The organism is Streptomyces sp. GSL17-111 (genome assembly GCF_037911585.1).
Taxonomy (GTDB): domain Bacteria; phylum Actinomycetota; class Actinomycetes; order Streptomycetales; family Streptomycetaceae; genus Streptomyces.
In genome coordinates, this window is sequence record NZ_JBAJNS010000001.1 from 3,214,099 (window position 1) to 3,232,625 (window position 18,527).

The 18,527-nt window shown below is 72.5% G+C and carries 17 protein-coding genes and 1 tRNA gene; 14 read left to right on the forward strand and 4 right to left on the reverse strand.

Going from position 1 to position 18,527, the window contains the following annotated elements:
- Positions 1–11 precede the first annotated feature (11 nt).
- The 7 genes from V6D49_RS14360 to V6D49_RS14390 are packed head-to-tail and all read left to right on the forward strand — an operon-like array spanning position 12 to position 8,391.
- Positions 12–1,322, forward strand: coding sequence for an ATP-grasp domain-containing protein (locus V6D49_RS14360; RefSeq protein WP_340560069.1), 1,311 nt, complete (start codon positions 12–14; stop codon positions 1,320–1,322).
- 9 nt (positions 1,323–1,331) lie between these two features.
- Complete coding sequence (locus tag V6D49_RS14365) at positions 1,332–2,117, forward strand: HalD/BesD family halogenase (RefSeq protein WP_340560070.1); 786 nt, start codon at positions 1,332–1,334, stop codon at positions 2,115–2,117.
- Positions 2,110–3,399 carry a fatty acid desaturase gene (locus V6D49_RS14370; protein ID WP_340560071.1) on the forward strand — a complete coding sequence of 430 codons (1,290 nt, stop codon included), beginning with the start codon at positions 2,110–2,112 and terminating at the stop codon, positions 3,397–3,399. The genes V6D49_RS14365 and V6D49_RS14370 overlap by 8 nt, the downstream gene beginning before the upstream one ends.
- Positions 3,396–4,766 carry a phosphoribosylamine--glycine ligase gene (purD, locus tag V6D49_RS14375; RefSeq protein ID WP_340560072.1) on the forward strand — a complete coding sequence of 457 codons (1,371 nt, stop codon included), beginning with the start codon at positions 3,396–3,398 and terminating at the stop codon, positions 4,764–4,766. Before V6D49_RS14370 ends, purD begins: the two co-directional genes overlap by 4 nt.
- Before the next feature lie 6 nt (positions 4,767–4,772).
- On the forward strand, positions 4,773–6,116 hold the full coding sequence (gene ectB / locus V6D49_RS14380) for a diaminobutyrate--2-oxoglutarate transaminase (RefSeq protein ID WP_340560073.1): 1,344 nt from the start codon (positions 4,773–4,775) through the stop codon (positions 6,114–6,116).
- Positions 6,113–7,765, forward strand: a complete 1,653-nt coding sequence (locus V6D49_RS14385; RefSeq protein WP_340560074.1) for a rhodanese-like domain-containing protein — start codon at positions 6,113–6,115, stop codon at positions 7,763–7,765. Before ectB ends, V6D49_RS14385 begins: the two co-directional genes overlap by 4 nt.
- Positions 7,762–8,391 (forward strand): GPP34 family phosphoprotein, encoded by a 630-nt coding sequence (locus V6D49_RS14390; RefSeq protein WP_340560075.1) that lies wholly within the window; start codon positions 7,762–7,764, stop codon positions 8,389–8,391. Before V6D49_RS14385 ends, V6D49_RS14390 begins: the two co-directional genes overlap by 4 nt.
- Positions 8,392–8,429: 38 nt before the next feature.
- On the opposite strand, the gene V6D49_RS14395 is transcribed toward V6D49_RS14390, so the two are convergent.
- Positions 8,430–8,906 (reverse strand): RidA family protein, encoded by a 477-nt coding sequence (locus V6D49_RS14395; RefSeq protein WP_340560076.1) that lies wholly within the window; start codon positions 8,904–8,906, stop codon positions 8,430–8,432.
- Entirely contained in the window at positions 8,903–9,061 is a 159-nt protein-coding gene (locus V6D49_RS14400; RefSeq protein WP_003967454.1) for a DUF4177 domain-containing protein, read from the reverse strand. Before V6D49_RS14400 ends, V6D49_RS14395 begins: the two co-directional genes overlap by 4 nt.
- Positions 9,062–9,157: 96 nt before the next feature.
- Here V6D49_RS14400 and V6D49_RS14405 point away from each other — a divergent pair, with 96 nt between their 5' ends.
- Together V6D49_RS14405 and V6D49_RS14410 are read left to right on the forward strand one after the other, a co-directional pair.
- On the forward strand, positions 9,158–10,207 hold the full coding sequence (locus tag V6D49_RS14405) for an ArsA-related P-loop ATPase (protein ID WP_340560077.1): 1,050 nt from the start codon (positions 9,158–9,160) through the stop codon (positions 10,205–10,207).
- The gene (locus V6D49_RS14410) at positions 10,204–11,397 is read left to right on the forward strand and encodes an ArsA family ATPase (protein WP_340560078.1); all 1,194 of its coding nucleotides are present in this window, start codon (positions 10,204–10,206) and stop codon (positions 11,395–11,397) included. Before V6D49_RS14405 ends, V6D49_RS14410 begins: the two co-directional genes overlap by 4 nt.
- Before the next feature lie 45 nt (positions 11,398–11,442).
- On the opposite strand, the gene V6D49_RS14415 is transcribed toward V6D49_RS14410, so the two are convergent.
- Complete coding sequence (locus V6D49_RS14415; protein WP_340560079.1) at positions 11,443–11,799, reverse strand: WhiB family transcriptional regulator; 357 nt, start codon at positions 11,797–11,799, stop codon at positions 11,443–11,445.
- 559 nt (positions 11,800–12,358) lie between these two features.
- On the opposite strand from V6D49_RS14415, the gene V6D49_RS14420 reads away from it, so the two are divergent.
- Positions 12,359–14,743, forward strand: a complete 2,385-nt coding sequence (locus V6D49_RS14420) for a transglycosylase domain-containing protein (RefSeq protein WP_340560080.1) — start codon at positions 12,359–12,361, stop codon at positions 14,741–14,743.
- A 74-nt stretch (positions 14,744–14,817) separates the two neighbouring features.
- On the opposite strand, the gene V6D49_RS14425 is transcribed toward V6D49_RS14420, so the two are convergent.
- A complete protein-coding gene (locus V6D49_RS14425) occupies positions 14,818–15,273 on the reverse strand; it encodes a GatB/YqeY domain-containing protein (RefSeq protein WP_340560081.1) in 456 nt (151 codons plus the stop codon).
- A 283-nt stretch (positions 15,274–15,556) separates the two neighbouring features.
- Between V6D49_RS14425 and V6D49_RS14430 the strand changes: the two genes are divergently transcribed.
- The 4 genes from V6D49_RS14430 to V6D49_RS14445 all read left to right on the forward strand — a co-directional run bounded on the left by V6D49_RS14430 (position 15,557) and on the right by V6D49_RS14445 (position 18,231).
- The gene (locus V6D49_RS14430; protein WP_340560082.1) at positions 15,557–16,282 is read left to right on the forward strand and encodes a dienelactone hydrolase family protein; all 726 of its coding nucleotides are present in this window, start codon (positions 15,557–15,559) and stop codon (positions 16,280–16,282) included.
- Between the two features lie 118 nt (positions 16,283–16,400).
- Positions 16,401–17,096, forward strand: coding sequence for a 4'-phosphopantetheinyl transferase family protein (locus V6D49_RS14435; RefSeq protein WP_340560083.1), 696 nt, complete (start codon positions 16,401–16,403; stop codon positions 17,094–17,096).
- Between the two features lie 70 nt (positions 17,097–17,166).
- Entirely contained in the window at positions 17,167–18,096 is a 930-nt protein-coding gene (locus V6D49_RS14440; protein WP_340560084.1) for a metallophosphoesterase, read from the forward strand.
- Positions 18,097–18,157: 61 nt separating this feature from the next.
- Positions 18,158–18,231, forward strand: a tRNA-Pro gene (locus V6D49_RS14445).
- Positions 18,232–18,527: the final 296 nt, after the last annotated feature.

Sequence of the window (18,527 nt, forward strand, 5' to 3'; positions counted from 1 at the left end):
GGGAGCACGCCATGACGGCGCCGGAGAAGAAGCAGGCCTTCGTCCTGCTGGAACTGATGAACCACATGCTGCTCATCGCGCGGGAGGCCAAGCGGCGCGGATTCCACGTCATCGCCCTGAACCACGGGCCGCTGCAGGACCAGGGCCCGTTCGCGGTGCCCGACGGGGTGGTGGACGAGGTCGTCCCGGTGGCGTCCTGGTCGGACGCCGAGCACGTCGGGAAGCTCGTCGACGCCGTCCACACCGCCCACGACGTCGTCGGTACCTACGCCGCCTTCGAGCCGACGCTGCGGTTCGAGGCGGAGCTGCGGGCCAGGGCCGGCCTGCCGACGAGCGGACCCGACGCCGTCGGCCGGGCCCTCGACAAGGCGCACGTGCGCCGCGAGCTGTACGCCGGGGAGCTGTCCACCCTGCGCTCGGTGTCCCTGACCGAGGCGCTGACCTGGGAGACCTGGGAGTTCGAACGCCCCGCCGTGCTCAAGCCCGCCAACGGCACCGGAAGCGCGCTGTGCTTCATGGTGGGCTCCCTGGAGGAGCTGCGCGCCGCCGCCGACCAGGCGGCCTCCGGGGCCGTGGTGAACCCGATGATGAAGGACTACATCCTCGCGCACGGCGAGTTCGTCCTGGAGGAGCGGGCCGAGGGCGAGCTGCTCTCCGTGGAGTCGCTCGTGGACCGCGGCGAGGTGCACGTCGTCGGACTGACCGGGCGCTACGTGTCGGCCCTGGACCCGGTCGTCGAGCAGGGTCTCGTCTTCCCCTACCCGCATCCGCGCCGGGCCGAGATCGAGGCCGTGACGCGGGAGTTCCACGCGGCCCTGGGCATCGTGCACGGCCCGACGCACCTGGAGGTCATGGTCCCCGACGAGGGACCGATCGAGCTGATCGACTTCAACGTCCGGACGGCCGGGCTGGCGATGGTCGTCTGCATGGGCAACGCCTTCGGCATCGACTACGCGCGTCCACTCACCGACCTCGCCTGCGGTACCGCCCCCGACCTGGCCTTCCTCGGGCACCCCGTGCGGGCCTCGGCCGACCTGCTCCTCCTGCCCCCGCCGGAGGCCACCGAGATGCGGGAGATCGTCTTCCCCGAAGGCACCGAGTACGGGCGGCACATGAAGGCGATCGGGCAGCCACTGTCCGGTCGCGCCGACCAGCTCGACGTCGTCGGCATGGTGATCGTCACCGCCGACACCGTCGCGGAACTGCACGACGCGGCCCTGGCCGTCCGCCGGAACACCCTCTTCGACGGCCGGCCGCTGGGCGACAACCCCAACAACCAGCTCCTGTTCCCCAGATTCCACCACTCCGCAACCCTTGCCTAGGAGTCGAACATGACGGTTACCGAGTCCGGTGCACCAGCGCTGACCCGCGAGATGCAGGAAGTCGACGCCCGTTACGAGGAGCACTTCGCCACCCGCTTCACCGGGGAGGCCCTCGGCGGGTTGCAGGAGCGGTTCCGCGCCGAACACATCGTCCCCATCCGCGGGTTCTGTCCGCCGGACCTGCTGGCCGAGCTCCAGCGGGAGGCGTTCGGGATCATGGACGAGCACGGTGTCGACCGCAAGTTCTCCTTCGAGATCACCGACGGCACCCCGCGTCAGATGACCACGGTCGGCCAGCCCGTCATCAAGGACCACGGCCCCCTCATCCACGCCACGTACTTCTCCCCGGCCGTCAAGAGCCTGCTCGGCTCGGTCGTCGGCGAGAACGTGTACACGTGCCCCTACGCCGGTGAGCACTACGTCATCAGCCGGCTCGGCAAGAACGGGGACACGCACGGCTGGCACTGGGACGACTACACCTACGGGTTCATCCTCGTCCTCCAGGCCCCCGGCTACCGGGACGGTGGCTTCGTCCAGGCCGTCCCGCACACCTCCTGGGACAAGAAGAACCCCGACGTGCACGGGGCGCTGCTCAAGAGCCAGGTGCGCTCCTACCACCTGGAGGCGGGCGACGCGTACGTCGTCAAGACGGACACCACCATGCACCGCGTCTACCCGATCCGGGGCGAGACGAGCCGCACGATCGTCAACATGACGCTCGCCAGCGGCGCCGACCTGACGCGCGAGATCACCCACGAGACCAACGACGCGCTGTTCGGAGGCGACGGTGCCTGAGTCACGACAGCAGCAGAGCCCGGCGCGCAGAGGCCCGGAGCGCGACGCCCAGGACGCGGCGGCCGCCGAGCGTGAGCCGTCCCGGCGGGAGACGCCTCCGCGCGAGACCATGCGGTCCCTGCCCGGCTTCGTCCAGCCCTACCTCACCTGGATCACCGGCGTGCCGCTGGAGGGCGGCAAGCAGCTGATCCCCTGGAGCCCGGTGAAGGCGGGCCTGCTGGGCCTGGTCCAGATGGCGGGCGGCATCGCGCTCGGCGCGTTCGCGCTGCACCCCTTCACCGCCTGGTCCATACCCCTGCTCGTGCTGGGCTGGCTGTTCACCAGCGGTGGCATGCGCCGGCTTGACGTGGTGGTCGTCCACCAGACGCTGCACCGCATGTTCGCCAAGTCCGCGCGCGTGAACCGGGTGGTGGGCGAGATCATCACCACCGCGTTCTGGCGCACCCCGTACGACAAGAACCGCGAGGAGCACCTGGCCCACCACGCCTACCCGTGCTCCATGAAGGACAGCGACACGCTGTACCTGCTCAACACCGGCATGCGGCCGGGGATGACGCGCTCGCAGTTCCGCCGCTACCTGTGGAAGGCGCTGGTCTCGCCCCGCCACCACCTGCTGGGCTTCTTCGGCCGGGTGAAGGGCAACTTCATCGGTGTCAAGCCGCGCTACCGGCTGTGGATGTCGCTCGGCTACGCCGCCGCCACCGCGACGTTCCTCGCCCTCACCGGCTGGTGGGTGGAGTGGCTCGTCCTGTGGGTCGTCCCCGTCTCCGTGGTCTTCCAGAACTGCACGTTCCTCTACACCATGACCGAGCACCGCTGGTGGCTGTTCGGCAACCAGGAGCGTCTCAGCCGCGACAAGCGCGATCTGCTCACCTTCGGCCGCTTCTGCGGCGAGCCGGTGCCGGACGCCTCGCTGACCGGTCTGCGCAGGGCCGGGGCCTGGTCCCGGTGGACGTTCCGGATGCTCGTCGTGCACTCGTCGTACCGGATGTTCGTCCTGGTCGGCGACACGGTGCAGCACGACCTGCACCACGTCATGCCCGCCTGCGACTGGGCCAACTCGCCCTGGATCAGGGCGGACGACCAGGGCAACCGGCCGGAGCGCTACACCGAGGTGTGGGGGTCGCTCGCCGACCACCTGCGCGCGGCCGGCCAGGTCGACGACGCCCGTACCGGGCTGCCGGAGGACACCGAGCCGACACCGTGGAAGGAGTCCGTGCCCGTCCTGACGGGCGTGGTCCCCGGCGGCGGCGACAGCACGAGCGCGGGGGAGACGCGGTGACTGACGTACTGGTCGTCGACGGCACGGGGCGCGGACACGCGATCTGCGACCTCTTCGTGCGGACGGACCCCGACACGACCGTCTACTACGGCCCCGGGTGCGACGCCCTGGTGGCCGAGCGCATCGTGCCGGTGCCCTCGGTCCGGCTCGACGCGCCGGAGAGCGCCCTCGCGTTCCTGGCGGACCACCCGGTGGACTTCGTCTTCGTCTCCAACATCGACGCGCTGTCCCTCGGGTACGCGGACGTGCTCGCCGCGCACGGCCACCGGGTGATCGGCCCCTCGAAGGAGGCCGCCCGGCTGGAGGCCAGCAAGGAGCGGGGCAAGCGGTTCTGCGACGACCACGGGCTGCCCACCGCGCGGTACGCGGCGTTCACCGACCCAGCCGCCGCCCGCGCGTACGTCCGCGCCCTGCCGTACGCCTGCGTCGTGAAGACCGACGGGCTGACGCCGGACGGCGACGGCTCCGTGGTGTGCGACACGGCCGCCGAGGCCGAGGTGGCGCTCGACGCGTTCGCCACGGCGCAGGGCGAGGCGTTCCAGGTGGTGGTGGAGGAGCGCCTGTACGGGCGCGAGATCTCCGTCTTCGCCCTGCTGGACGGCAGCGACTACCTGCTCTTCCCCACCGCGCTGGACTTCAAGCGCACCCTGGAGCGGGACGCCGGCAAGAACTGCGACGGGATGGGCTCCATCGCCCCGCACCCGCAGGCGTCCCCGCTGCTGATGGAGGAGATCCGGCGGACGCTCGTGGACCCCCTGGTCCGGGGCCTGCGGGCGGAGCGGCTCACCTATTCGGGGTTCGTCTACATCGGCGCGATGATCACCAGCACGGGGCTGCGGGTGATCGAGATCAACACCCGGTTCGGCGACTCGGAGGCCGAGGCCGTCCTGCCGGGCGTGCACAGCAACTTCACCCGGCTGTGCCGCGCGGTGCTCGACCAGGACGTCGCCTCGCACCCGCTCGTCACCGACGGGCTGGTGCGGTGCAGCGTCGCCCTGACCCAGGGCTGCCTGGACCTCGCCGACCCGGCGACGGCGCCCGGCTGGCCGTTCGGCGCGTTCGAGACGGGCCAGCCCGTCATTGAGCACACGACGGACGCGCCGGACGCCAGCCAGGTGTTCTACGCGAACGTCCGGGCCGCCGAGGGTGGTTCCACGGTCTCCAGCGGTGGCCGGGTGCTGCACGTCGTGGGCACGGGGATCACCCTCGCCGACGCCCGGAGCGCCGCCTACGCACGCGTCGGGCGGATCTCGTTCCCGGGCATGCGGTACCGCTCCGACATCGGAGCCGTCTTCGAGACGGCGGCGCCCGCCCCCGACGCCACCGGCGCGCGCGGGGAACTGGCCGTCGCGGACAGCGGAAGGTGAGGGCACATGACCACTGACACCGTCACACCGACGCTGTTCGAGACCACCGAGTCGGCCGTCCGTTCCTACTCCCGGTCCTTCCCGGGCGTCTTCACCAGCGCCAAGGGCGACCTGCTGTTCACCGAGTCGGGGGAGCGGTACATCGACTTCCTCTCCGGCGCGGGCACGCTGAACTACGGCCACAGCCCCGACTGCGTCAAGCAGGAGCTGATCGACTACCTGGACCGCGACGGGCTGATGCACGGCCTGGACCTGTCCACGACGGCCAAGGCCGACTTCCTCGACGCGCTGCGCACCTTCGTCCTCCAGCCGCGCGGGCTGGACTACCGGGTGCAGTTCACCTCGCCCTCGGGCACCAACGCGGTCGAGGCGGCGCTGAAGCTGGCCCGGCTGGTCACCGGCCGGACCACCGTGGTCGCGTTCAGCGGCGGCTTCCACGGCGTCAGCGCGGGCTCGCTCGCGGCGACGGCCTCCGGCTACTTCCGGCAGGGGCTGCACGCCACGCTCTCGCACGTCACGCACGTGCCCTACCCGGACTCCCCGCTCGGGGAGTTCGACAGCCTCGGCCTGCTGCGCCGGATGGTCGAGGACCCGAGCTCGGGCGTCGAGAAGCCGGCGGCCGTGGTGCTGGAGACCGTCCAGGGCGAGGGCGGCGTGTGGGTGGCGCCCGTCGCGTTCCTCCAGGGGCTGCGGGAGCTGTGCGACGAGCACGGCATCCTGCTCGTCGTCGACGACATCCAGGCGGGCTGCGGCCGGACGGGGACGTTCTTCTCCTTCGAACGGGCGGGCATCGTCCCCGACCTCGTCACCCTGTCCAAGTCGCTCGGCGGGTACGGGCTGCCGCTGGCGGTGCTCCTCCTCAAGCCCGAGCTGGACATCTGGCAGCCCGGCCAGCACAACGGCACCTTCCGGGGCAACCAGCTCGCCTTCGTCGCGGCGAGCGCGGCCCTGCGGCACTTCTGGGGCGACGACGCGTTCAGCCGCCAGGTGCGGACGAAGGGCGAACTCGTCACCGAACTGCTCATGCGCCGCGTGGCCGGGCCCCTCGGCGTCCACGTGCGCGGCCTCGGGCTCATGCAGGCCGTGGACGTCGGCGGGGTGCCCGGGCTCGACGCCGCCGAGGTCTCCCGGCGGTGCTTCGCCAAGGGGCTCGTCATCGAGACCTGCGGCCGACGCGACGAGGTGCTCAAGATCCTGCCCCCGCTCACCGTCAGCCAGGTCAACCTGTCGGCGGGGCTGACCATCCTCATCGACACCCTGACGGAGCTGTACCGGGACCACGCGACCCCCGGGTCCGCCGAAGCCGCAGCGCCGTACGAACTGACCACGAACGGAGTGCCGGCCGGATGAGAACAGCCGTCATCATCTCCACCCGCGGCTTCGCCGCGTTCCGCCACGACCTGCTGGAGGACCCCGACTCCGTGCGGTTCGTCGGGATCTTCTCCGACCTGGACGTGGAGAACCTGAGCGAGGAGCAGCGCGCCCGGTTCCACCGCGTCCACGTCGTCCCGTGCGGGCTGGCGGACCCGAGCCCCATGCTGTACTCCCTCGTCGACGAGGACGCGGCGCGCGCCGTCGTGGCCGAGATCCTGCGGGAGACGCCGCGGGAGGACGTCACGGTCCACTGCTACGACGAGCAGGACATGATGGTCGCGGCGAACCTCCGCACCCACTTCGGCCTGCGCGGGCCGGGGACGGACGACATCGCGCCGTTCCGCGACAAGATCCTCATGAAGGAGCGGCTGCGCGAAGCGGGCGTGCGGGTCCCGCTGTTCGGGCTCTTCGCCCCCGAGCGGTTCGCCCTCGACGCGCCCGGCTACTTCAAGGAGATCGTCGGCGAGGTGGGCCTGCCGTTCATCCTCAAGCCCACCGACTCGGCGGGCTCCGAGGGCGTCCTGAAGATCACCGACCGGGCCGGCTTCGAGGCGCTGCCCGACGACCTCGGCCGGCCCTACGAGTACGAGGAGTTCGTCGAGGGGACGATGTACAGCGTCAACATCGTCTCCGAGGCCGGGCGCACCGTCTTCGGCGGGGTGACCGAGTACCTCGTCAACTCGATGGAGATCCCCGGCGGCAAGGTCAACGCCGACATCAACCTGATCGACTCCGACCCGCGCGTGGCGCGCATGGTCGCCTTCGGCGAGCGGGCCCTGGACGCCCTGGGCCGCCCGGACGGGGGCTCCCACCTGGAGCTGTTCCACACCGCCGACGACGAGCTGGTCTTCCTGGAGGTCGCCGCCCGCTTCAAGGGCATGGCCGGACTCGCCGCCATGCAGCGCAACTACGCGACCGCCTTCATCAACCTGGCCTTCCAGATCGAGAGCGGTGTGCGCAGCCGCCCCTACGACGGCGAACAGGTCTACTGCTACGACGGCGTGGTGCCCAAGAGCCACGGCGTCGTCTGCGAACTGGTCGAGCCGGAGCTGGAGAGCGACGTCGAGATGACGTGGACGGTGCGGGTGGGGGAGGAGATCGAGCAGAGCAACTCGCTCCTGGCCAACGGCGGCACCTTCCTCGTGCTGAACAAGGACTACGAGGCCGCCTACCGCGACTTCCGCCGGCTCGCCGACTACCGGCCGATCCGCTACCGCACGGCGAGCCGGACGCTGGGCACTCCGCCCGCCGCGCCGGAGCGCGCGGTCGCGTACTTCCAGCAGACGCGGCTGGCGTGCGAGACCGACCCCTACGACGTCCACCACGACCTGCAAGCCGGAACCGGCGGCTTCGTCCTCATCGACGCCCGGCGGCCCGAGGCGTACGCGCGCGAGCACCTACCGGGCGCCGTCAGCCTCCCGCACCAGGACATCACCGCCGAGACGACCGCCGGGCTCGACCGGGACGTCCCGTGCGTCACCTACGGCTGGGGGCCCGCCTGCAACGGCGGGACGCGCGCCGCCGCGAAGCTCGCGGCGCTCGGCTTCCAGGTCAAGGAGATGATCGGCGGGCTGGAGTACTACCGGCGCGGCGGCTACCCGACGCAGGGGGACGACCCGGCGTGACGCCGCCCCGGCCCCACCCCGGTCGGCTCGCCGACGCCCTGCTGCTGCACGTCGCCGCCGCGTCGGGGGGACGCCCCGACCGGTGGCGCGTGGAGCTCGGGCTGGGGACGGCGGGGGCCGTCCTCGTCGACCTGGCGCTGGCCGGGCGCGTCGCCGTGCGCCCCGGCCACGTCACCGTCCGGTGCGCCGACCGCGTCGAGGACCCCGTCGCGGACGAGGTCCTGGGCGCCCTGCTCCTCGCCGACCGGCGGCGCTGTCTGGAGGGCCGCCTCGAACACCTCGCACCGCGTGTGTACGAGGCGGTGCTGGCCCGGCTGTTGGAGGAGCGGCGTCTCGTGTTCGTCCCCGGCGGGCCCGGCGTCCCCGGGGCGTCCGGCGGGTCCGGCCGGCCCGGACGGTTCGCCGGGTTCGCCGCCCGGCGCGGCGGACGCCACCTGCCCGCCCGGCCGCTCGCGGCACCGCCCCCCGGGCCGCACGCCGACGCCCTCGCGGCGCTGGTGCGGGCGACCCGCCGGGAGCGGACGCCGCCGGGCGCGCCGACGCCGCCCGAGCCGGCCGGTACGGTCTGCGCCGCCGTCACCGCCGCGCTGCGCTCGGCGGCCCAGACCCTCACCTGTCCGTTCTGACCCGACGTGCGCCGGGCCGGAACGGCCGGGACCCGGCGTCAGTCCCGCAGCTCCACCTGGATCTCGACCTCCACGGGCGCGTCGATCGGCAGGACGGAGACGCCGACCGCGCTGCGGGCGTGCACCCCGGCGTCGCCGAGGACGTTGCCCAGCAGCTCGCTGGCGCCGTTGACGACGCCGGGCTGCCCGGTGAAGTGCGGGGCCGAGGCGACGAAGCCGACGACCTTCACCACACGCGCGATCCGGTCGAGGTCACCGGCGACCGACTTCACGGCCGCCAGGGCGTTGAGCGCGCACACGGCCGCCAGCTCCTTCGCCTGCTCGGGTGAGACCTCGCTGCCCACCTTGCCCGCCACCGGCAGCGAGCCGTCCACCAGGGGCACCTGGCCCGAGGTGTACACGTAGCGGCCGGTCTGCACGGCGGGGACGTACGCGGCCAGCGGCGGCGTCACCTCGGGCAGCTTCAGGCCCAGCTCGGCGAGTTTCGCCTCGACCCGGCCCGCCGGGGCGCTCACGCCTTCTCCCGCTTGAGGTAGGCCACCAGCTGCTCGGGGTTGTTCGGGCCGGGCACGACCTGGACGAGCTCCCACCCGTCCTCGCCCCAGGTGTCCAGGATCTGCTTGGTCGCGTGCACGAGGAGCGGCACCGTCGCGTATTCCCATTTCGTCATGGGCCCGAGCGTAACGGCTGCGGCGGGGCCCGACGGGCCGTGCCCCGGAGGCGGGCGGCGTCGCCCGCCCGGGGGCCAGGAACTAGGCTCCTGGCCGTGAGCAGGCTGCATGTGGTCACCGGCAAGGGCGGCACGGGCAAGACGACGGTCGCCGCCGCACTCGCGCTCGCCCTGGCGGACGCCGGGAAGCGCACACTCCTCGTGGAGGTGGAGGGACGACAGGGCATCGCCCAGCTCTTCGAGACCGAGGCGCTCCCCTACGAGGAGCGCAAGATCGCGGTGGCGCCGGGCGGGGGCGAGGTCTTCGCGCTGGCCATCGACGCCGAGCGCGCCCTACTGGACTACCTCCAGATGTTCTACAAACTCGGCAGCGCGGGCCGCGCCCTGCGCAGGATCGGCGCGATCGACTTCGCGACCACCATCGCCCCCGGCGTCCGGGACGTCCTGCTGACCGGCAAGGCGTGCGAGGCGGTGCGGCGACGCGACCGCGCGGGCGCGTTCGTCTACGACGCCGTGGTCATGGACGCCCCGCCGACCGGCCGCATCACCCGGTTCCTGGGGGTCAACGACGAGGTCGCCGGACTCGCCCGGGTCGGGCCTGTGCACCACCAGGCGCAGGCCGTCATGCGGGTGCTGAAGTCGCCGGAGACGGCCGTGCACCTGGTCACGCTGCTGGAGGAGATGCCGGTGCAGGAGACCGTGGACGGCGTCGCCGAGCTGCGCGGGGCCGGACTGCCGGTCGGCGCGGCCGTCGTGAACCTCGTCCGCCCGGCGGTGCTGGACGCGGCGGAGGTCACGGCGGCGGACGGCGTCCGCGCGGAGCTGGCCGAGGCCTTCGCGACCGCCGGGCTCGGCGGCGCGCGGCGCGGCGGCAAGGCGCAGCGGCTCGTGGACCCGCTGCTCCGGCAGGCCCGCGAGCACGCCGAGCGGGTCACCCTGGAGGAGCGGCAGCGGGCGGAGATCGCCGCGCTGGACCTGCCCACGCTGGAACTGCCGCTGCTGTGGGACGGCGTCGACCTCGCCGGCCTCTACACGCTCGCCGCCGCCCTGCGCGCCCAGGACGGGCACGCGGTGACGGGCGACCCGGGCGGCCCGTCGGGTGACCCGGGCGGCGAGGGCGACGAGCGGGAAGGAGCCGGGGCATGAGCCCGGAGGTACTGCGGGACGTTCCCGTGCTGGAGACCGACCCGCTGCTGGACGACCCGGCCACCCGCATCGTCGTCTGCTGCGGCGCGGGCGGCGTCGGGAAGACGACCTCGGCGGCGGCCCTCGGCCTCCGCGCGGCCGAGCGCGGCCGAAAGGTCGTCGTGCTGACCATCGACCCGGCCCGCCGGCTCGCCCAGTCCATGGGCCTGACCGAGCTGGACAACACCCCCCGGCGGGTGCCCGGCATCGACACCGCCCAGGGCGGTGAACTGCACGCGATGATGCTGGACATGAAGCGCACGTTCGACGAGATCGTCGAGGCGCACGCGGACGCCGACCGGGCCCGCGCGATCCTGGACAACCCCTTCTACCAGTCCCTGTCGGCCGGATTCGCGGGCACGCAGGAGTACATGGCGATGGAGAAGCTCGGCCAGCTCCGCGCCCGCGACGCGTGGGACCTCATCATCGTCGACACCCCGCCGAGCCGCTCCGCGCTGGACTTCCTGGACGCTCCCGGCCGCCTCGGCTCGTTCCTCGACGGCCGCTTCATCCGGCTGCTCGCCGCGCCCGCGAAGGCGGGCGGCAGGGCCGGGCTCAAGATGTTCAGCCTCGGCATGACCGGGGTGTCGATGGTGACGGGGACGCTGGGCAAGCTGCTCGGCACCGGGATGCTGCGCGACGTGCAGACGTTCGTCGCCGCCATGGACACGCTGTTCGGCGGCTTCCGCACCCGGGCCGACGCCACCTACCGGCTGCTCCAGGCCCCGGGCACGGCGTTCCTCGTCGTCGCCGCGCCCGAGCGGGACGCGCTGCGGGAAGCGGCGTACTTCGTGGAGCGGCTGCACGCCGACCGCATGCCGCTGGCCGGGCTGCTGCTCAACCGCGTCCACGGCAGCAGCGCCGGGGCGCTCAGCGCCGAGCGGGCCCTGGCCGCCGCCGAGACGCTGGAGGAGGGCGCGGACGGTGCCGGAGGTCCGCACCGGCTCGCGGCCGGGCTGCTGACGCTGCACGCCGAACGCATGCGGGTCATCGCCCGCGAGCGCCGGATGCGGGACCGCTTCACCGCCCTCCACCCGGAGGTGCCGGTGGCCGAGGTCGCCGCCCTGCCCGGCGACGTCCACGACCTGGCCGGGCTGCGCGACATCGGCGAACTGCTCGCCGCGCAGCCGCCCGACCCGCAGCGGAGCTAGCAGCGACCGGCCGTCCCCCACGGCCGGTCGCCGGGCCCGTACCGGTCAGCCCGCGGCCACCGGTACGCCGCCGCGCTCGTGCGCGTCCACGTCCGCCGAGGCCTCGGCGTACTCACGCCCGAAGGACTCGTACTCCGCCCTGGCCGTCTCCAGCAGCCGACGCCAGGAGCTGACCATGGGGCGCCGGCGCAGCAGCGCCCTGCGCTCCCGCTCCGTCATGCCGCCCCACACGCCGAACTCCACGCGGTTGTCGAGGGCATCGGCGAGACATTCGGTGCGTACCGGACATCCGGTGCACACCGCCTTGGCCCTGTTCTGGGCCGCTCCTTGTACGAACAATTCGTCCGGATCCGTCGTACGGCAGGCGGCCTGCGTACTCCAGTCGGTTGCCCAGCTGCTCATGCTGGCGCCGTCCTCTCCCGAAATCGAGGCTCCCCCACGACGACAAACGGCATATGCGCCGTCGCCAGTTGGGACGTTACGGAAGGCGAGCAGACGGCAACACCCCCGTCGGGCCCAATCTTGAATGGCCCGAACGGACTATGCGTGCGCGCCAGATCACCCAACGGAGTGACCCCACGTCGGACGGGTTGTCAGGTGCCGTGGTGCGCAGTTCGCTGGCATATTCCGCCCAAAGGGACGGGTCTCATCACTCACAAGAGTGAGAATCGGGGCGATATGGCCGTCGCGGGGCGTGACCTGATCGAACACCGACCCCCTTGTTCGCACGATCCACACCTCTGTTCGGTGCGGCCCGGCTCGCCCCTGAGTTGAACGGCGGCCGTCCGGACGTCCCCCCGGCGTCCTGCGACGTCCTCCGCGCAGCGTTCCTTCCGCAGCGCTTTCCCCGCGACGTGACTCCGGCGGCGGCCCGGCCACGCCCTCCGTCCGGCGGGCGGCGGGCGGCGTCCGCGGCACCGGCACCACGGGGGCGGCGACGCGTCGGGCTACCCTTGCCCGCATGGCAAACAAACGCTCGGGCGGTGGGCTGTCCGCGACGCAGCAGGCCGCCAAGTTCCTCGGCGTCAGCGTCCTCGCCGGAGCCGTCATGGCCGGCATCGCGTTGCCGGCCGTGGGCATCGCGGGGCTGACCGCCAAGGAGACGGCGCAGGGCTTCGACGAACTGCCCATCGACCTCAAGCGGCCCCCGCTGAGTCAGAAGACGCAGATCCTCGACTCCGAGGGCGGGGTGATCGCCGACGTCTACTCGCGCAACCGCGTCGTCGTCGGGCTCGACGAGATCTCCCCGTGGATGCGGAAGGCGATCGTCGCCATCGAGGACTCCCGTTTCTACGAGCACGGCGCCGTCGACCTCAAGGGCATGCTCCGTGCGCTCAGCGAGAACGCCCAGAGCGGCACCGTCACCCAGGGCGGGTCCACCCTGACCCAGCAGTACGTGAAGAACGTGTTCGTGGAGGAGGCCGGCAACGAGGAGGAGGCGTTCGAGTACGCCACCCGCCAGACGGTCGGCCGCAAGATCACCGAGCTGAAGTACGCCATCGCGCTGGAGCAGGAGCTGACCAAGGACCAGATCCTGGAGAACTACCTCAACATCACGTTCTTCTCCGAGCAGTCCTACGGCGTCGAGGCCGCGTCCAAGCGGTACTTCTCGAAGTCCGCGAAGGACCTGGAGCTGCACGAGGCCGCCCTGCTCGCCGGGATCGTCCAGTCCCCGAGCCGCTACAACCCGATCAACGACGGGCCGACCGCCAAGAAGCGGCGCGACGTCGTGCTGCAGCGGATGGCCGAGGTCGGCGACATCACCCCGGAGGAGGCCGACGCCGCGCAGGCCAGGGACCTCGGCCTGAACGTGAGCCAGGCCCGGCAGGGCTGCATCACCGCCACCAAGGACGCCGGCTTCTTCTGCGACTACGTCGAGGAGGCCTTCCTCGGCGATCCCGCCTTCGGCGAGACCGACAAGGAGCGCCAGGCCCGGTGGAACCGCGGTGGGCTCACCATCCGCACCACCCTGCGGCCCGAGGCGCAGAAGGCGGCCGCCGAGGCGGCGAAGAGCAAGGTGAACCAGGACGACCCGGTGGCCGCCGCCGTCGTCTCGGTCGAACCCGGCACCGGCAAGATCACGGCGATGGCCCAGTCCCGGCCGTACGGGACGAACCCCGAAGAGCACCAGACCGTGCTCAACCTCTCCGTCGACAACGACATGGGCGGCTCGGCCTACGGCTTCCAGGTGGGCTCCACCTTCAAGCCCGTCGTGGCCGCCGCCGCCCTGGAGAACGGCATCAGCCCGGCGCACACCTTCAAGAGCGGGTACAAGCACACGTTCGACCAGAGCAAGTTCCTCACCTGCGACGGAACGCCGTATTCAGAGGCCGAGTACGAGGTGCAGAACGAGCTGGAGACCGAGCGCGGTACCTGGGACATGACGAGCGCGCTCGGCAAGTCCATCAACACCTACTCCATCGACCTGCTCCAGAAGACGGGCATGTGCGAGGCGGCCAAGATGGCCAAGGCCATGGGGATCCGGCAGGGTTCGGGCAAGCCGCTCGACATCAGCCCCTCGATGGTGCTCGGCTCCCAGGGGAGCAGCCCGCTGACGATGGCCGCCGCCTACGCCACGTTCGCCAACCGCGGCACGTACTGCGCGCCGATGGCGATCGAGTCCGTGACCGACGCGGAGGGCAACGAGCTGCGACCGCCCGGCCCGGACTGCACCCGCGCGATGTCCCAGCGCACCGCCGACACGATCAACCAGATGCTCAAGGGCGTCGTCCAGGACGGCACCGGCACCTCGGCGGGCCTCACCGACCGGCAGAACGCGGGCAAGACCGGTACGACGGACGGCCGCAAGCACGCCTGGTTCGTCGGCTACACCCCGCAGCTGTCGACGGCCGTCTGGGTCGGCGGCGACGGGGCGGAGCAGCCGGAGATGTTCAACATCACCATCGGCGGCCAGTTCTACGACAAGGTCTGCGGCGGCTGCCTGCCCGGACCGATCTGGAAGGCGGCCATGACCGGCGCCCTGAAGGGCGTGCAGGCCACCGAGTTCAACCCGATCGACGTCCCGCGCGGCAAGCCCGAGGACGAGGACAAGGACGAGGACGACGACCGGGAGGACGACCGCGACGACAGCCGTCCCGGCGACACCCCGCCCCCCGGCGACCCCGAGTGGCCCGGCTTCCCCTGGGACCCCACCGCCGGTGGCCAGACGGGCGGCCCCGGCGGCGGCAACGGCGGACCGGGCGGTGGTGGCCCCGGTGGGGGCGACGGCGGCGGTGACGTCGGTGGCGGCGACATCGGCGGCGGTGACGTCGGCGGCGACATCGGCGGCGACGGCGGCTGGAACGGCGGCACCGGCGACCCCGAGTACCCGCCCACCCCGCGGTAGCGCATGAGTCGCACGGCACGAGGGCCCTTCCCCACTGCGGGGAAGGGCCCTCGTGCCGTGCGCGCTGCCGGGCGTCAGCCCGCGAGGGCCTTCTTGACGGCGGCGGCCACGCGGCCGCCCTCCGCCCGGCCCGCGACCTTCGGGTTCACGGCCTTCATGACCTGGCCCATCGCCTTCGGCCCGGCCGCACCCGTCTCCGCGACCGCCTCGGCGACGAGCGCGTCCAGCTCGGCGTCGGTCAGCTGCGCGGGCAGGTACTCGGCGAGTACGCGCCCCTCAGCGCGCTCCTGCTCGGCCGACTCCGCGCGGCCGCCCTGCTCGAACGCCTCGGCCGCCTCACGGCGCTTCTTCGTCTCGCGCGTCAGGACCTTCAGGACCTCGTCGTCGGAGAGCTCGCGGGCCGTCTTGCCCGCGACCTCCTCCTTGCTGATCTCGGTGAGGGCCATCCGGAGGGTGGAGGAGCGCAGCGCGTCGCGCTCCTTGATCGCTGCGGTCAGGTCGCCCTGCAGCCGGGCCTTGAGCGTGGTCATGCCGGTCAGTGTGCCAGGAAGGCACCGGCCACGCGTCTCCATATGCCCCCCCGAGGACCCCGGCCGTCACGCCCACCGCCGCGAATCGACCGACTCGTGCCTGGGCACGAGCAGCCCGCGCGACCTCGGGGCCACCGGTGCTGCGGGTGGCGCCGAGCTCGGTCATGGTCCGACCGGAGCGAGTGTGCTGAAGCGGTACTCGTGAAGCAGTCGGGACAGACTGCTGTCTGCCGTAGGTGAACACCACCCAGAGCGGGCGCGACGGTCACTACCGTCCAGTCGCATGACGACGGTCACCACCCGTACGGTCGCATACCCGGCCGACGATCTGATGATGAGCGGGTACCTCGCGCTCCCGGCCGGTGTCGAGCGCCGGCCCGCCGTCCTGATCGGACCCGAGGGGACGGGGCTCAGCGACGTCGAGCGCCGCCGGGCCGAGGCTCTGGCCGAGCTGGGGTACGTGGCGCTGGCCTTCGACCTCCACGGCGGACGCTATCTGGAAGACCCGGAGGAGATGTTGGCCCGTTGCCTGCCCTTGCTCGCCGACCCCGACCGGATGCGAGGAATCGGTCACGCCGCGCTCGACGTGTTGCGTGCCGAACCACGGGCCGATCCCGACCGGACCGCCGCCGTCGGCTACGGCACCGGGGGCGCGGTCGCGCTGGAACTCGGTCGTGCCGGCGTCGACCTGCGCGCGATCGCGACGGTCAACGCACTGACCACGGGCCGACCGGGCGAGGCGTCACGCATGCGCTGCCCGGTATGGGCCGGGGTCGGGTCGCAGGACCCGATCATGCCCGCCGCGCAACGGGACGCGTTCACCGCGGAGATGGAGGCCGCGGGCGTCGACTGGCGCCTCGTGGTCTACGGGGGAGCCCTGCACGCCTTCCACCACCCACCGGTCGACCACACCGTGCTTCCCGGCGTCGGTCACCACCCACGGCACGCACAGCGGGCCTGGCGTGACATCGTCGCCCTGCTCGCCGAGTGCGTGCCCGTCACGGAATGATCCGATCCCGCCCACGCGACCGGGCCAGGCCGCTGAACCCGACCCCGCACCTGAGCCCCCTCCGACGGCGATGGGCCGTACGATCACGTACGGCCCATCGCCACGGGAGGGGAAACCTGTGTACAAGCCGTCAGAACTCACCGTCAGCGAAGCCGCGTTGAGGCCCGCCCCGCTCGTCGACGGCACGCCCGCCCTGTGGACCGTGCGCGTCGCCGACCACAGGGCGGACGCCGCACGGCTCGCCCCGCACCTCCTCGACCAGGACGAGCGCACCCACGCCGACGCCTTCCGCCGCGCCGCCGACCGCGACCTCTACGTCACCTCGCACGTCGCCCTGCGGCTCCTGCTCGCCGCCTACCTCGACCGGTCGCCCGCCACGCTCCCCCTCACCCGGCTGGCCTGCCCCGGATGCGGCAAACCCCACGGCCGCCCCGCCGTCGCCGGCACCCCCCTGCACTTCTCGCTGTCCCACACCGGCGACCTGGCCCTGGTCGCCGTCGCCACCGCGCCCGTGGGCGCCGACGTCGAGACGGTCCCGAACCCCGACACCGTCGCCACCGTCGCCCGCTCCCTGCACCCCCGCGAAACCGCCGAGCTGAGCACCCTCCCACCGCACGAGGCCCCGACCGCGTTCACCCGCGCCTGGACCCGCAAGGAGGCCTACCTCAAGGGCCTCGGCATCGGCCTGGCCCGCGACCCGTCGCTCGACTACCTCGGCTCCGGCCCCACCGCCGCACCCCTCGCCGGCTGGACCGTCACCGACGTCCACACCCCCACCGGCTACGGCGCCGCCGTCGCCCTCGCCACCCACTGACCCCGGCCGGCCCCGCGCCCCGGGCCCGGCCCCCGCTGTGCCGTTCCGCGCCCTCTGAGACGATGGAACGATGCGCGCGCGATACGGAGTCCCCCTCGGTCTGGCCGCCTTCGGAGCAGCCTGCGTCGGCTACGCGGTGGCCATCGAGCCCCGCGCCTTCCGGCTGCGGCGGGTCACCGTCCCGGTGCTGCCCCCCGGCATGCGCCCCCTGCGGCTGCTCCAGGTGTCCGACATCCACATGGTCAGCGGCCAGCGCCGCAAGCAGCGCTGGCTCCAGTCCCTCGCGGGCCTGCGCCCCGACCTCGTCGTCAACACCGGCGACAACCTCTCCGACCCCGAGGCCGTCCCCGAACTCCTCGACGCCCTCGGCCCCCTCATGGAGTACCCCGGCGCCTACGTCTTCGGCTCCAACGACTACTACGGCCCCCGACTGCGCAACCCGGCCCGCTACCTCCTGGAGAAGGCCAGCGGACGCCACGGCCTCAACGGCAACCCGCCCGTCAAGAACGCCGTCCACATCCCGTGGGAACCCATGCGCGACGCCTTCGACGCCGCCGGGTGGGCCGGGCTGACCAACACCCGGGGCCGCGTCAAGCTCGACGGCTGCGACCTCGGCCTCACCGGCCTCGACGACCCGCACATCAAGCGCGACCGCTACAGCGAGGTCGCCGGCGGTCCGGACCCGGACGCCGACGTCTCCCTCGCCGTCGTCCACGCCCCCTACCTCCGCGCCCTCGACGCGTTCACCGCCGACGGCTACCCCCTCATCCTGGCCGGTCACACCCACGGCGGCCAGCTCCGCATCCCCGGCTACGGCGCCCTCGTCACCAACTGCGACCTCGACACCGCCCGCGCCAGCGGCCTCTCCGCCCACACCACCCCCGGCCACCGCGCCTACCTCCACGTCTCCGCCGGCTGCGGCGCGGGCCGCTACACCCCCGCCCGCTTCGCCTGCCCCCCCGAAGCCACCCTCCTCACCCTCACCCCACAGCCCCGGTGACCACCCGCGAAACCGGATTTCGCGTCCACGCGACGGTGGGCTAAAGTAGTCCCCGTTGCTTCGGGGTGTGGCGCAGCTTGGCAGCGCGCTTCGTTCGGGACGAAGAGGTCGTGGGTTCAAATCCCGCCACCCCGACTTGAAGGAACACCAGGTCAGGCCCGGTACTGAGAAATCAGCACCGGGCCTGACGCGTGCGGGGCCGCACCCGGCAGCCAGCTCCGTGACGCGGCCTTGCGGGCTCTCTCCGGCGCTCTCCCGTGGCCTGCGCCCGCGCCCCCTCGGCCCTTCGAACCGTCGAGCCGATACCGGTGGGCGACAGCCTTGAGGCGCATCTGTGCACCCATGAGTTACTCCCCGCGCGAAGTGACTCTGCTGATGGAGCCGCTGCCGAGCGGTACCCCTGTTCGGCGACGGTAGTCGAAGCCTTGGCG

What these genes read in the sequence shown, in the direction of transcription:
- V6D49_RS14360 (WP_340560069.1), top strand. Translation starts at nt 12, where the DNA reads ATGACGGCGCCGGAGAAGAAGCAGGCCTTCGTCCTGCTGGAACTGATG.
- V6D49_RS14365 (WP_340560070.1), top strand. Translation starts at nt 1,332, where the DNA reads ATGACGGTTACCGAGTCCGGTGCACCAGCGCTGACCCGCGAGATGCAG.
- ectB (WP_340560073.1), top strand. Translation starts at nt 4,773, where the DNA reads ATGACCACTGACACCGTCACACCGACGCTGTTCGAGACCACCGAGTCG.
- V6D49_RS14385 (WP_340560074.1), top strand. Translation starts at nt 6,113, where the DNA reads ATGAGAACAGCCGTCATCATCTCCACCCGCGGCTTCGCCGCGTTCCGC.
- V6D49_RS14400 (WP_003967454.1), bottom strand. Translation starts at nt 9,061, where the DNA reads ATGACGAAATGGGAATACGCGACGGTGCCGCTCCTCGTGCACGCGACC.
- V6D49_RS14410 (WP_340560078.1), top strand. Translation starts at nt 10,204, where the DNA reads ATGAGCCCGGAGGTACTGCGGGACGTTCCCGTGCTGGAGACCGACCCG.
- V6D49_RS14415 (WP_340560079.1), bottom strand. Translation starts at nt 11,799, where the DNA reads ATGAGCAGCTGGGCAACCGACTGGAGTACGCAGGCCGCCTGCCGTACG.
- V6D49_RS14420 (WP_340560080.1), top strand. Translation starts at nt 12,359, where the DNA reads ATGGCAAACAAACGCTCGGGCGGTGGGCTGTCCGCGACGCAGCAGGCC.
- V6D49_RS14425 (WP_340560081.1), bottom strand. Translation starts at nt 15,273, where the DNA reads ATGACCACGCTCAAGGCCCGGCTGCAGGGCGACCTGACCGCAGCGATC.
- V6D49_RS14430 (WP_340560082.1), top strand. Translation starts at nt 15,557, where the DNA reads ATGACGACGGTCACCACCCGTACGGTCGCATACCCGGCCGACGATCTG.
- V6D49_RS14440 (WP_340560084.1), top strand. Translation starts at nt 17,167, where the DNA reads ATGCGCGCGCGATACGGAGTCCCCCTCGGTCTGGCCGCCTTCGGAGCA.